Here is a 12,615-nt window from a genome sequence, read left to right as displayed (position 1 = left end):
GCCGCCGAACCGGCGGCTGCCGCGCGCGCCGCGGGCCGGCGCGCCGGATCGAACACGAACGACAACCCGACGCTGCCGAGGATCGCGACGGTCGCGACCACGGTCGCCATCGTCACCGGCTCGCCCAGCAGCAGCGCACCGAGCGCGACCGCGACGATCGGGTTCACGTACATGCAGCTGCTCGCGATGATCGGGCTCGTGTGGCGGATCAGGTAGCCGTACGCAACGTACGCGGCCATCGTGCAGAACACCATCAGGTACAGGAACGCGAACACCGGCCCCACCATCACGTGCTCGATGCGCTCGCCGATCAGCCAGGCAACGAGCGTCGAGATCATGCCGCCCAGGCCGATCTGCAGCGACGTGGACAGGAACAGGTCGGACGGAAGCTTGAGCCGCGTCGCGAGATGCGCGCCGCCGGCCCAGAACAGTGCGCCGGCCAGCACGCAGATCGTGCCGAGCGCCGAATTCTGCGCGGCCGCGCCGCCCGAATTCAGCACGACGATGCCGACCATCCCGAGCGCGACGGCCGCCCACTCGCCTTTCGTGACCGGCCGCCCGGCGACCGCCGCGATCACGGTCGCGAACAGCGGCACCGTGGCCACCATCACCGCGGCCGAGCCGCTGCTGACCGAACTGATCCCGAGCGCGATCGTGCCGGACGACAGCGCGACGAGCATCGTGCCGACGATCCCCGCATTGCGGATTTCGAGCAGCGTCGGCCATTCGGGCTTGCGCCGCAGCGCGAAGATGAACAGGCCGATCCCGCCGAGCAGGTTGCGCAGCCCCGACAGCAGCAGCGGCGGGAACGACTGCAGCGCGAAATGCAGGCCGCTGTAGGTCGAACCCCAGACGAAATAGATGAACACGAGCGCCAGCGCGACGCGGCCGCCGCGGCTTTGCGGCAGGCGGATCCGGAACGAGAAGCGGGCGAGGAAATCGAGGAGACGGTCGAGCGGCGTCATCGCGCAGCCTGCCCGCACGTCGCGCCGCGTGCTCCGCTGAAAGACGCCGGCGATGCCGGCAAACGGTCCTGGCGGGACCGGGAAGGCAGAGCGAACGTGCGGAACGACATGGCAGTGCGAACGGCGACGAAAGAGAACCGGCAGGCGGCGGCAGAGGGACAAAAAAAATGCGCGCAACCGCTTCGGCTGCGCACGCTCGGCATTATGGCATCAAGGATTCGAAAGCATCATCGGACCTGTCTGAAAGGATCGCGAATGATGTTTCCGCGCGACATTTTACGGCCGGCGGGCGGGTGAAATCGGGGGCCGGATACGCCGCGCGCATGCGCTGCCGGTGCCGGCTCGCCCCCACCGCCAACGGCGATCCAACGCGCCCGAGCCAGGCATCGGCCGAACGGCCAGTCCTGCACGCCGGCCACTGCTTCCCCCTTATCGTGACGGTCGACTCACGCGCCGCGCGCCCTGCGCGACCTTCCTTCAAAACCCGCACCATCCATACAAAATTTTGTATAATTCGACCATTCTTCCGCCGAAGCCGGTTGTTTTCGTCGGCAGCGCCCTCGCCGATCTTCGCGGCTTTCCGCTGCCCGCGCGACGCGAAGCCGGCCACCAGATCGACCAGGTGCAACGCGGCCTGGCGCCGGACGACTGGAAGCCGATGCGCACCGTCGGCGTCGGCGTGCGGGAAATTCGCCTGCGCGATGCGAGTGGTGCATTCCGGATCATTTACGTCGCGACCTTCGCCGACGCCGTCTACGTGCTTCACTGCTTCCGGAAGCAATCGGCGCGCACGACCAGGGCCGATATCGATCTGGCCGCCCGGCGCTATCGCGCGCTGATGATGGAGAGGAAACGATGACCAACGAACGTTACGAGAGCGTCTGGGACGCAATCGAGGGCCAGCCGGCCGAAGCCGAGAACATGAAGCTGCGCTCCGAACTGATGATCGCGCTCAAGCAGCGCATCGCGCAGCTCGAACTCAGCCAGGCCCAGGCCGCGAAACAGCTGGGTGTCACGCAGCCGCGCGTCTCCGACCTGCTGCGCGGCAAGATCAACCTGTTCGGGCTCGACGCGCTCGTCAACATGGCGGCGGCTGTCGGCCTGCGCGTCGACCTCCAGGTGCGTGAATCCGCGTGATGCATCGCGGCACGCGCCGCCACCGCATGCCACGCACCGCTCACGATCCGCCGAACCAGTTGTACCCCTGATCGACCCAATAGCCGCCCGGATACGTATCGGTCACGAAGATTTCCATGATGTGCTTCGGGTTCTTGTAGCCGAGCTTGGTCGGCATCCGCAGCTTCATCGGAAAGCCGAATTCCGGCGGCAGCCGGCGGCCGTCGTAGTCGAACGCGAGCAGCGTCTGCGGATGCAGCGCGGTCGGCATGTCGATGCTCTCGTAGTAGTCGTCCGCGCACTTGAAGCCCACGTACTTCGCCCGTGTATCGGCGCCGGCCCGTGCGAGAAACGCGCCGAACGGCGTGCCGCCCCAGCGGCCGATCGCGCTCCACCCTTCCACGCAGATATGTCGCGTGATCTGCTCCGCGTGCGGCAGCGCATACAGTTCGTCGAGCGTCCACACGCGCTTGCCCGTCACGCGGCCGGACAGCACGAGCCGGTACGTCGACGCATCGACGTGCGGCACGTCGTCGATCCCGTAATACGCGTTGAACGGGAACGGTCGCGTGATGTCGGCTTCGGTGTAGGTCGGTGCGAGCCGTTCGCCGCTGAACAGCCACGCCTGCACGCGGTCGTTCATGCGCGACACCGTCTCGAGGAACGTGTTGACCGACGCGTCGTCCTTCAACGTGCAGCCGGTCAGCATCGTCAGGCCGCCGAGCGTCAGGATGCGCCGGTTGAAGAGGCGCCGCGACGGCATCTCGAGCTCGCGACGCACGTCGAGCTCGAGTGACTTCCGGTCGAGCGTCCAGCGCGAACCGTCGCGCTTGTATTCGGATTCCGACATGATGATTTCCTTCGCCCGCGGCTCGCGGGTCAGCGGCCGCGCAGCATCGCGAGCAGCGAGCGCGGCACCAGCAGCGCCATCGCGACGTGAACGACAACGAATGCGACGAGCAGCGACATCGCCCAGAAGTGCACGACACGCGCGTTGTCGTAGCCGCCGAACAATTCGCGCAGCAGCGGGAATTGCACGGATTTCCAGATCGTGAGCCCCGACAGCACCAGCACGACGAGATCGACGATCGCGGTCAGGTAAGCGGCACGCTGCACCGCGTTGTAGACGCTCAGGTCGTCGTGCGACAGCCGTCCGCCCAGCGCGGCACGCACGTCGCGCCATATCGACGCCGGCGTGACCGGCAGCATCTTGCGTGCGAGGCGCCCCGTCGCGATCGACATCGCGAGGTAGAACAGCCCGTTGCCGACCAGCAGCCACATTGCCGCGAAATGCCATTGCAGCGCGCCGCCGAGCCAGCCGCCCAGCGTGATGCCGTGCGGAAACACGAACGGCGGATAGATCGGCGACGCGTCGTAGATGCGCCAGCCGGACAGCACCATCAGGATCGCCGCGAGCGCATTGAGCCAGTGGCTCGCGCGCACCCACAGCGGATGAATCGGGCGCGCGGGCGGCGTGGCGGTCGCGCGGCCGGTAGCGGGAACGGTTTGCATGATGAAGACTCCGGGAATGAGTCGACGAGACAGGATGCGATGCGGGCGGCCGCCGTGCGACGCACGTGCCGGCCGCGCCGCGTCCGCCTCCGTCAGTTCGACGGCGCCATCTTGTCGCCCGACGGCTTGCCCATCTCGTCGTGCGACATCGCGTCCTTCTTCATCGCGTCTTTCTTCATCGCATGCTTCTTCATGCCGTCCTTCTTCATCGCGTCATGGCCCATTGCATCCTTGGCCATCGCGTCGTGGCCCATCGCGTCCTTCGACATCGACGAACCCGGCTGCGACATCGCGTCGTTCTGCGCATACGCGCCCGTGGCGATCGTGGCGATAGCGGCAACGCAAGCGGCGATCAGTACTTTTTTCATGACATCTCTCCAACACATGGGTTTAAGGAGCCGAATAGACGGACGACGTCGCGGGAAATGACAGCCGCTGCGAAAATTTTTTTGAGGTTGCGCGAAAGCGCGCCATGTTGCACCGCTTCGCCCCGGCCGGCCGAGCCGTGGGGCCATGCGGCGACGACGCGCGCTGCCATTTCGACGGGCCATCGCACCGCCCGCCATGCTGCGGCCGCACCGGGGCAGCCGATTCTCTCCCGGTTGAAACCGCCGCGAAGCCAGTGTATCGTGTGCGCTGCTAACGCGGGGGTCCTGCAATGCGCGCGGTCAAACAACCGGCATTGCGGGTGAGAAATACCCTTTGAACCTGATCTGGATAATGCCAGCGCAGGGAAGCGTACGGATTTCGCCGCCATCCTTCTGACGAAATCCGCCGCCTCACCAAGCCTCGTCTCCTGCTTAGCTCGAGCCCCACATTCGTCAAGGGCTCCGGGCAAGCGCCGAAGCGCCTGTCCGGCGCTCATACAGGAGATTGCATGAACGCCAATCCGAAGTTTCTGTCCGCCGACGCACACGTCGACGCCGCCGCTGTCGCCCCGCTGCCCAATTCGCGCAAGGTTTATGTAACCGGCTCGCAGCCCGACATCCGCGTGCCGATGCGTGAAATCACGCAGGCCGATACGCCGACCGGCTTCGGCGGCGAAAAGAATCCGCCGATCTACGTGTACGACACGTCGGGCCCCTATACCGATCCGGACGCGAAGATCGACATCCGCGCGGGCCTGGCCGCGCTGCGCCAGGGCTGGATCGAGGCACGCGGCGACACCGAAGTGCTCGGCGGCCTGTCGAGCCAGTACGGCCTCGAGCGCGCGGCCGACCCGGCCACCGCCGACCTGCGGTTCCCGGGCCTGCACCGCAACCCGCGCCGCGCACAGGCCGGCAAGAACGTCACGCAGATGCACTACGCGCGCCAGGGCATCATCACGCCGGAAATGGAATACATCGCGATTCGCGAGAACCAGCGCCGCGCCGAGTACCTCGAGAGCCTGAAGGCGAGCGGCCCGAACGGCGCGAAGCTCGCCGCGATGATGGGCCGCCAGCACCCGGGCCAGGCGTTCGGCGCAGCGGCTTTCGGCGCGAACGCGCCGGCCGAGATCACGCCGGAATTCGTGCGCTCGGAAGTGGCATGCGGCCGCGCGATCATCCCCGCGAACATCAACCACCCGGAATCCGAGCCGATGATCATCGGCCGCAACTTCCTCGTGAAGATCAACGCGAACATCGGCAACTCGGCCGTCACGTCGTCGATCGGCGAGGAAGTCGACAAGATGACATGGGCGATCCGCTGGGGCGGCGACACGGTGATGGACCTGTCGACCGGCAAGCACATCCATGAAACGCGCGAGTGGATCATCCGCAACAGCCCGGTGCCGATCGGCACGGTGCCGATCTACCAGGCGCTGGAAAAGGTCAACGGCAAGGCCGAGGACCTGACCTGGGAAATCTTCCGCGACACGCTGATCGAGCAGGCCGAGCAAGGCGTCGACTACTTCACGATCCACGCGGGCGTGCGCCTGCAGTACGTGCCGCTCACCGCGAACCGGATGACGGGCATCGTGTCGCGCGGCGGCTCGATCATGGCGAAGTGGTGCCTCGCGCATCACAAGGAAAGCTTCCTGTACGAACACTTCGAAGAGATCTGCGAGATCATGAAGGCGTACGACGTGAGCTTCTCGCTCGGCGACGGCCTGCGCCCCGGCTCGATCTACGACGCGAACGACGAAGCGCAGCTCGGCGAGTTGAAGACGCTCGGCGAGCTCACGCAGATCGCGTGGAAGCACGACGTGCAGGTGATGATCGAAGGCCCCGGCCACGTGCCGATGCAGCTGATCAAGGAGAACATGGATCTCCAGCTCGACTGGTGCAAGGAAGCGCCGTTCTACACGCTCGGGCCGCTGACCACCGACATCGCGCCGGGCTACGACCACATCACGTCCGGCATCGGCGCCGCGATGATCGGCTGGTTCGGCACCGCGATGCTGTGCTACGTGACGCCGAAGGAACACCTCGGCCTGCCGAACAAGGACGACGTGAAGGAAGGCATCATCACGTACAAGCTGGCCGCTCACGCCGCCGACCTGGCGAAGGGCCACCCGGGTGCGCAGGTGCGCGACAACGCGCTGTCGAAGGCGCGCTTCGAGTTCCGCTGGGAAGACCAGTTCAACATCGGTCTCGATCCGGACAAGGCGCGCGAATTCCACGACGAAACGCTGCCGAAGGATTCCGCGAAGGTCGCGCACTTTTGCTCGATGTGCGGCCCGCACTTCTGCTCGATGAAGATCACGCAGGACGTGCGCGAGTTCGCGGCGCAGCAGGGCGTGTCGGAAACCGAAGCGCTGAAGAAGGGGATGGAAGTCAAGGCGGTCGAGTTCGTCAAGACCGGCGCCGAGATCTATCACCGTCAATAAGCACGCGCGGCGGTCCGCCCGGACCGCCGCGTCTCGCGCTTCGGCGCTGCGCAAGCCCGCTTTCGAGCGGGCTTTTTTGTGCGTGTGCACACCGCGTGCCTGCCGGCGCGAGGGAAACAAATGATTACGAAACCGCCCGAGCCTTAACAAGTCCTTACAGCAGCCCCACGGGACGGCGCGTAGATTGGGGTCATGCGCGGTCGCCAGCCGGTCGCGCGACCTCCGTTCACTACCACAAGGACAACGATCATGAACTCGATTCGGCGTTTTGGGGTATGCGCTCTGCTCGTCGCGACGGTGGCCAGCCTGTCGGCCTGCGATTCGATGTCACGACGCCAGCGCGATACGGCAATCGGTGCGGGTGTCGGCGGCGTTGCCGGCGCGGCGATCGGCGGCAGCGCGCTGTCGACGCTCGGCGGCGCAGCGGCCGGCGGCATCATCGGCAACCAGGTCGGCAAGTAAAAGACGGCGCAGCGCGCCGCGACAGTCGGCCAGACGGCGTTTTCGCGGTGCGGAAGCGCCGTTTTCGCATGCGGCGCCGCAACGTGGCCGACAGCCATGCGGAAATGATCCGTTACCGTTTTGCACACCGTGTCATCGGCGCGCGGCCTAAGCTTAAGCATCTGCCGATTGCCGGCTCCGCCGGAGAGACATCATGAACAGGACCCTCGTCGCCGCGGCGCTCGCCTGCGTGACGCTCGCCGGCTGCTACTACCCGTACGGCTATTATCCCGGCGGCTACTACACGGCTGCACCGGCCCCCGTCTATGTCGATCCAGGCCCCGCCTATTACTATCCGGCGCCTGCCTACGCGCCCGCATGGGGCGGCTATTGGGGACCGGCGGTATCGCTCAATTTCGGCTTCGGCGGACGCGGCGGACACGGCGGCTGGCGCCATCACTGACCGGGCTCGACCGCCGTCACGCGGCCATCGCGTGCCGGCAACCGGCGACATTCCCGTTTCTTGCCATTTCATCGAAACGTGAAACGACGGCCTGGTAACGGGGTGTAAGATTCCCGCATCCCTTCCCCGCCCTACACACTCGATGTCACCCAAGAACGCCCTTCTGCTGACCGTGCTCGCTGCCCTGTGGGGTGCGTCGTTCCTGTTTATCCGGATCGGCGTCGTCGATCTCGGCGTGGCGCCGCTGATGGCGTTGCGGGTCGGTATCGGCGCGCTGTTTCTCGCGGGCTTCGCGCTGACGCGCTTCAAACCCGCCGATCTCGGCACCCGGCTGCGCCGTCACGCGTGGCCGTTGTTCGTCGTCGGCGCACTGAACTCGGGCATCCCGTTCTGCCTGTTCGCGTTCGCCGAGCTGACGCTGTCGGCCGGCGTGACGTCGGTGATCAACGCGACGACGCCGCTCTGGGGCGCGCTCGTGGCCTACCTGTGGCTGAAGGACAAGCTGTCGCTGCCGCGTGCGCTCGGCCTCGTGATCGGGTTCGCCGGCGTGCTCACGCTCGTGTGGAACCAGATCGCGAATGCGCATGGCGAAACGGGCGCCGCCGCGACCGCGCTCGCCGCCGCCGCGGCACTCGGCGCGACGCTGCTGTACGGCATCGCGGCCAATTACACGAAGCGCAAGCTGACCGGCGTCGATCCGCTCGTCAACGCGACCGGCAGCATGATCGGCTCGACCGTCCTGCTGCTGCCGTTCGCGATCGCCACCTGGCCGGCCGCGCCGGTCAGCGCGCACGCGTGGGGCTCGGTGCTCGCGCTCGGCGTCGCCTGCACGGGCATCGCGTATTTCATCTACTTCTACCTGATCGCTCATGTCGGCCCCGCCCGCGCCATCACCGTGACGTTCGTGATTCCGGTGTTCGGCCTGCTGTGGGGCGCGCTGTTCCTCGGCGAACACGTGTCGGCCGTGATGATCGAAGGCTGCGCGATCGTGCTCGTCGGCACCGCGCTCGCGACCGGCGTGATCAAGCGGATTCCCGGGATCCGGCCGCGCAGCGGCGAAGCGACCTGACGATTCATCCGGGTGCGCGTATCGCCATCGGTCGGGCCGTGATGCCTTCCGACCGGGTGCCGGCTGTTCTCCGCGCCGCCGTGGAGGGTGACACAGCGCCGCCGGCATTCGTCTGACGGCGACATGCGCTCGCGGCCCTGCCGGCCGCCGGGATTGCCCGCCTCGCCTCATCGTGCGCGCCATGCTCACCATGCCGCCGGGTCGTCATGTGCGGCGGCGGCGCCGGCGGCAGCCGCATACCCGCGTGCGTCTGGAGTTTCCCTGATACGCGAGCGGCCCCATTCCCGTTACACTCCGAACACTTACCCGCAGAAGGCGGCCTCGATGTCTCACGTCCTTTCGCGTCCGCCGGCGCGTGCGACCGCTTCAGCGCGGCGGCGCGCTACCGCCCCGCCGCTCGCCCCCGGGCTCCGTTGACATGAAGCCCGCCCGCGACCTCTCGCTCGACTCCCTGCTCGACCGTCTCACGCCGACGCCCGGCGGCTGGGTCGCCACCTATCGCACCACGACGCTGCGCAGCGTGTTCCAGCCCGTGCTGTCGATCACGCACAAGCGGGTCGTCGGTTACGAGGCGCTGCTGCGCGTCGTCGACGCGAACGGTGCACTGATCTCGCCCGCCGCCCTGTTCGACAAGACGCGCGCCGACGCCGATGCGCTGCTGCTCGACCGGCTCGCGCGCTGCCTGCATACGGCCAACTTCGTCGCGCAGGGCATCGGCGACGGCTGGCTGTTCCTGAACGTCACGCCGCGCGTGCTCGACTCGGGCCTCGTGCAGCGCGAATTCGTCGAGGCGCTGTGCCGGCATTTCGCGCTGCCGCCGAACCGCATCGTGCTCGAGGTCGTCGAACAGCCGTCGCGCGACGAAGCCGCGCTCGCCCGCACGATCGACATGATCCAGCATCGCGACTTCCTGATCGCGATCGACGATTTCGGCACCGGATTCTCGAACTTCGACCGCGTGTGGCGCGCGCGTCCCGACATCGTCAAGCTCGATCGCTCGCTCGTCGAACGTTCGACCGGTTCGGCCGACGATCGCCGCATCATGCATCACCTCGTGTCGATGCTGCACCAGGCCGGCGCGATGGTGCTCGCCGAGGGCGTCGAGAACGACGATTCGCTGCAGGCGCTGATGGAAGCCGACATCGATTTCGTGCAGGGTTTCCAGTTCGGCCAGCCCGACGCATCGATCGCCCATGCCAGCGCGGCAGCACCCGCGATGCTCGACGCCGCGTGGCAGCGCTTCATCGCCCGCCGGCACACGCCGGTCGTCGCCGAGCAGCCGGGCTTCGACGCGATCGAACGGCTCGTGCTGACCGGCGCGGCCGCGTTTTCCGCGAGCGGCAACCTGCAGGACGCCGCGCATCGCGTGTTCGCGGTGCCGGCCGCCCGCCGCGTGTTCGTCACCGACGAAACCGGCGAGCAGTTCCTGCCGTCGATCGGTGCGCCCGCCGACGACGGCCAGGCCGGCGTCACCCGCCTCGCACCGCTCTTTCCGGAGACCCACAGCAACTGGTCGCGGCGCCCGTATTTCCAGCGCGCGATCGCCGCGCCCGGACGCGTCGCGCTGATGGGCCCGCATTTCTCGCTGACGGAAGGCCGCGACTGCTATACGGCCGCCGTCGCGATCCGCGCGCAGAGCCGGCTCGTCGTGTTCTGCGTCGACTTCGTACTCGACAGCGCCGGGACCGTGATGCGGTAACCGGCGCGGGTGCGAGCGCCCGGCTGTCGCACCCGCGGCTCGTCCGCCCGACCATTCGTCAGTCGATCACCTTCCCTCTTCCCGACTTCACCGCGCTGCGGCGCGACTTGTGCTCGAGCCGCCGCTCCTTCGACGCGCGCGTGGGCCGCGTGGCGACCCGCGCGCGCGGCGTGAACGCAACGCCGGCGATCAATGCATCGAGGCGCGCCAGCGCGGCCTCGCGGTTTTTCTCCTGGGTGCGGTATTCCTGCGACTTGATCACGACGATGCCGTCGCGCGTGATGCGCTGGTCGGACAGCGCGAGAAGCCGCTCCTTGATGACAGGCGGCAACGACGACGCACGGATGTCGAAGCGCAGGTGGATCGCGCTCGACACCTTGTTCACGTTCTGCCCGCCGGCGCCTTGCGCGCGCACGGCCGTCCATTCGACCTCGGCCGGATCGAGCGTATAGCGGATCATCATCGCGACGCCTCCATGCGACGCCGTGCCAGCGCCTCGTCGACGCGTGCCGCGAGCCCCGAATCGCGCTGCGTGCGCGTCGCGACCGCCTGCGCCAGCACGCGCCGCGGCCCGATCACCTGCACGCGCGTGCGGGCACGCGTGACGGCCGTATAGACGAGTTCGCGCGTGAGCACACGGCCGAACGATGCCGGCAGCACGAGCGCGGCTTCGTCGAATTCCGAGCCCTGCGATTTGTGGACCGTCAGCGCGAACGCGGTTTCATGCGGCGGCAGCGCGGCCGGCGACACCGCGCGCGCGGTGCCGTCCGCACGCCGGAACCACACGCGCAGCACGCCGTGCGCGTCGGGCAGCGCAATACCGATATCGCCGTTGAACAGCCCGAGCGCGTAGTCGTTGCGCGTCACCATGATCGGCCGCCCCGTGAACCAGTGCGCGCCGACCGCCAGCGGCACGCGCGCCGCGTGGCGCACGTGCGCGGCCACGAGCGCATTGACGTGCTCCGCGCCGCGCAAGCCGCTGCGGGTCGCGCACAGGATCCGGAACCGGTTGAGCGCGTCGAACAGCGGCAGCGGATCGGGCACCGGCGCGGCCAGCGCGTCGCGCAACGCGTCGAGGTAAGCACCGAACCGCCGCGCGAGCCGCTCGAGCGTCGACGTCGCGAGCGACTCGCCCGCATCGTCATGGAACGACGCAGCCGCCGAATCGTCGGCGGGCAGCGCGTCGAGCGCGGCCTGCACGTCGCCGCTGCGGATCGCGAGCGACAGCCGCCCGATCGGCGAATCGAGACCGAAGCGGTAGTTGCGTTCGAGCCAGACCACGCAGTCGGCGAGCGGTGCCGGTGCGGGCGTGGGCACGGCGGACGCGGCGGCGGGTTCGCCCGGCGGGTTCGATGTGATCGACGCAAGCGCCACGTCGCCTGCGTCGAACGGCGGCAGCTCGACGGCGTCGAGCCACGCCAGTTCGTCGACCTCGATCCATGCGGAGGCCTCGCCTGCATCGCCAGCTTCACCGGTTTCGGCCGGCGCCGGCGCGACGTTGGACGACGAAACCTCGTCATCCTGCGGTTCGTCGTCGAAGAGCGATGCCTGTCTCGCATCGGCCTTCCGTCGCGACGCCGGCTTGCGTGTGGTGGCCGATGGCGGCGCCGGGACGCGGGACGCGGCGGAAACCGGATGCGCCGCGGGAACGGCCGCGGCCTCGTCCTGCACCGGCAACGCCGCGACGAATGCCGCCTCGTCGATGCCGAGCGCCTGCGCGATGCGCGTACGCGCCGCGGCGGTAAACGCCGGTCGCGCGCTCAGCTCCGCGAATACGGCACCCGCCTCGACCGCGGCCAGTTGATCCTTGTCGCCGAGCAGCACGAGCCGCGCGCCCGGCGCGAGCGCATCGAGCAGATGCGCGGCGAGCGCGACGTCGATCATCGATGCCTCGTCGACGACGATCAGGTCGTACGGCAGCGGATTGTCGCGATGATGCCGGAAACCGGCCGCCCCGCCGCCGCCCAGCAGCCGGTGCAGCGTGTACGACGTATCGGGCAGGCGCGCCGCGAGTTCGGGCGGCAGGTCGCCGGCCCGCGCATGCAATGCCTCCTGCATCCGCTGCGCGGCCTTGCCGGTCGGCGCGGCCAGCGCGACGCGCAGCCCCGGATGCGCATCGAGCAGACAGGCAAGCACGCCGACGACGGTCGTCGTCTTGCCTGTGCCCGGGCCACCGCTGACGATCGTCACGCGGCCGGTCAGCGCGACGATCGCCGCGACGCGCTGCCAGTCGACTTCGCCGTTCGCCGGCCCGAAGTAACGCGCGAGACTGTCGCGCAGCCGGTCGGGCGCGAGACCTTCGTCCGGCACGGTCGCACCGGCCTGCGCGACGAGCGCATCGGCAAGCCGCCGTTCGTAGTCGAAATAGCGCGACAGGTACAGGTGGTCGTGGCGGTCGACGATCAGCGGCCGCTCGTCGCCACGCGCGAGCGTGCCGAACGCGACCACGCCGCTCGCGGCGAGCGCCGCGCGAACCTCGTCGACCGGTGTTTCGTAGCGCTGCGCGAGCGCGCCGAGCGCGACGCACACGTGGCCGCCCGC

At 68.2% G+C, this 12,615-nt stretch carries 13 protein-coding genes and 1 riboswitch; of the genes, 7 read left to right on the top strand and 6 right to left on the bottom strand.

Annotation, left to right across the window (positions count from 1 at the left end):
- A partial coding sequence (locus DPV74_RS32690; protein ID WP_119338682.1) for an EamA family transporter occupies positions 1-965 on the bottom strand: 965 nt, incomplete at its 3' end.
- 505 nt (positions 966-1,470) lie between these two features.
- On the opposite strand from DPV74_RS32690, the gene DPV74_RS32685 reads away from it, so the two are divergent.
- On the top strand, positions 1,471-1,824 hold the full coding sequence (locus tag DPV74_RS32685; protein ID WP_060196151.1) for a type II toxin-antitoxin system RelE/ParE family toxin: 354 nt from the start codon (positions 1,471-1,473) through the stop codon (positions 1,822-1,824).
- Positions 1,821-2,102: a helix-turn-helix domain-containing protein gene (locus tag DPV74_RS32680; RefSeq protein ID WP_021162059.1), complete on the top strand. Its 282-nt coding sequence runs from the start codon at positions 1,821-1,823 to the stop codon at positions 2,100-2,102. The genes DPV74_RS32685 and DPV74_RS32680 overlap by 4 nt, the downstream gene beginning before the upstream one ends.
- Before the next feature lie 40 nt (positions 2,103-2,142).
- Here DPV74_RS32680 and DPV74_RS32675 read toward each other — a convergent pair whose 3' ends face one another.
- The 3 genes from DPV74_RS32675 to DPV74_RS32665 form a co-directional block, all read right to left on the bottom strand.
- Positions 2,143-2,931: a molybdopterin-dependent oxidoreductase gene (locus DPV74_RS32675; protein ID WP_021162060.1), complete on the bottom strand. Its 789-nt coding sequence runs from the start codon at positions 2,929-2,931 to the stop codon at positions 2,143-2,145.
- 29 nt (positions 2,932-2,960) lie between these two features.
- Positions 2,961-3,593: a cytochrome b/b6 domain-containing protein gene (locus tag DPV74_RS32670; protein ID WP_027787939.1), complete on the bottom strand. Its 633-nt coding sequence runs from the start codon at positions 3,591-3,593 to the stop codon at positions 2,961-2,963.
- Positions 3,594-3,685: 92 nt separating this feature from the next.
- Entirely contained in the window at positions 3,686-3,961 is a 276-nt protein-coding gene (locus DPV74_RS32665; RefSeq protein ID WP_027787940.1) for a pentapeptide MXKDX repeat protein, read from the bottom strand.
- Between the two features lie 268 nt (positions 3,962-4,229).
- Positions 4,230-4,346: riboswitch (TPP riboswitch) on the top strand.
- Positions 4,347-4,470: 124 nt separating this feature from the next.
- Here DPV74_RS32665 and thiC point away from each other — a divergent pair.
- The 5 genes from thiC to DPV74_RS32640 all read left to right on the top strand — a co-directional run bounded on the left by thiC (position 4,471) and on the right by DPV74_RS32640 (position 10,074).
- Complete coding sequence (thiC, locus tag DPV74_RS32660; RefSeq protein WP_048024440.1) at positions 4,471-6,402, top strand: phosphomethylpyrimidine synthase ThiC; 1,932 nt, start codon at positions 4,471-4,473, stop codon at positions 6,400-6,402.
- Positions 6,403-6,651: 249 nt separating this feature from the next.
- Positions 6,652-6,864, top strand: a complete 213-nt coding sequence (locus tag DPV74_RS32655; RefSeq protein WP_021162063.1) for a glycine zipper 2TM domain-containing protein — start codon at positions 6,652-6,654, stop codon at positions 6,862-6,864.
- 193 nt (positions 6,865-7,057) lie between these two features.
- Positions 7,058-7,306, top strand: a complete 249-nt coding sequence (locus tag DPV74_RS32650) for a hypothetical protein (protein ID WP_027787942.1) — start codon at positions 7,058-7,060, stop codon at positions 7,304-7,306.
- Between the two features lie 142 nt (positions 7,307-7,448).
- Positions 7,449-8,375 (top strand): DMT family transporter, encoded by a 927-nt coding sequence (locus DPV74_RS32645; RefSeq protein WP_027787943.1) that lies wholly within the window; start codon positions 7,449-7,451, stop codon positions 8,373-8,375.
- Between the two features lie 418 nt (positions 8,376-8,793).
- Positions 8,794-10,074 (top strand): EAL domain-containing protein, encoded by a 1,281-nt coding sequence (locus DPV74_RS32640; RefSeq protein ID WP_027787944.1) that lies wholly within the window; start codon positions 8,794-8,796, stop codon positions 10,072-10,074.
- Positions 10,075-10,132: 58 nt separating this feature from the next.
- On the opposite strand, the gene arfB is transcribed toward DPV74_RS32640, so the two are convergent.
- The gene (gene arfB, locus DPV74_RS32635) at positions 10,133-10,537 is read right to left on the bottom strand and encodes an alternative ribosome rescue aminoacyl-tRNA hydrolase ArfB (protein WP_021162067.1); all 405 of its coding nucleotides are present in this window, start codon (positions 10,535-10,537) and stop codon (positions 10,133-10,135) included.
- The coding region (locus tag DPV74_RS32630; RefSeq protein WP_240440049.1) for an AAA family ATPase at positions 10,534-12,615 on the bottom strand (2,082 nt) is incomplete at its 5' end. The genes arfB and DPV74_RS32630, both read right to left, overlap by 4 nt.

Origin of the sequence: Burkholderia sp. HAN2018, assembly GCF_024704855.1 — a bacterium.
Lineage (GTDB): Bacteria > Pseudomonadota > Gammaproteobacteria > Burkholderiales > Burkholderiaceae > Burkholderia > Burkholderia cepacia.
Note: the sequence above shows the minus strand (reverse complement) of the source record. Positions and strands in the feature narration are given on the sequence as shown.

Bases quoted from the DNA above. Each gene is read 5' to 3' on its own strand.
- DPV74_RS32680 (WP_021162059.1), top strand. From the start codon at position 1,821: ATGACCAACGAACGTTACGAGAGCGTCTGGGACGCAATCGAGGGCCAG.
- DPV74_RS32675 (WP_021162060.1), bottom strand. From the start codon at position 2,931: ATGTCGGAATCCGAATACAAGCGCGACGGTTCGCGCTGGACGCTCGAC.
- DPV74_RS32670 (WP_027787939.1), bottom strand. From the start codon at position 3,593: ATGCAAACCGTTCCCGCTACCGGCCGCGCGACCGCCACGCCGCCCGCG.
- DPV74_RS32665 (WP_027787940.1), bottom strand. From the start codon at position 3,961: ATGAAAAAAGTACTGATCGCCGCTTGCGTTGCCGCTATCGCCACGATC.
- thiC (WP_048024440.1), top strand. From the start codon at position 4,471: ATGAACGCCAATCCGAAGTTTCTGTCCGCCGACGCACACGTCGACGCC.
- DPV74_RS32655 (WP_021162063.1), top strand. From the start codon at position 6,652: ATGAACTCGATTCGGCGTTTTGGGGTATGCGCTCTGCTCGTCGCGACG.
- DPV74_RS32650 (WP_027787942.1), top strand. From the start codon at position 7,058: ATGAACAGGACCCTCGTCGCCGCGGCGCTCGCCTGCGTGACGCTCGCC.
- DPV74_RS32645 (WP_027787943.1), top strand. From the start codon at position 7,449: ATGTCACCCAAGAACGCCCTTCTGCTGACCGTGCTCGCTGCCCTGTGG.
- DPV74_RS32640 (WP_027787944.1), top strand. From the start codon at position 8,794: ATGAAGCCCGCCCGCGACCTCTCGCTCGACTCCCTGCTCGACCGTCTC.
- arfB (WP_021162067.1), bottom strand. From the start codon at position 10,537: ATGATGATCCGCTATACGCTCGATCCGGCCGAGGTCGAATGGACGGCC.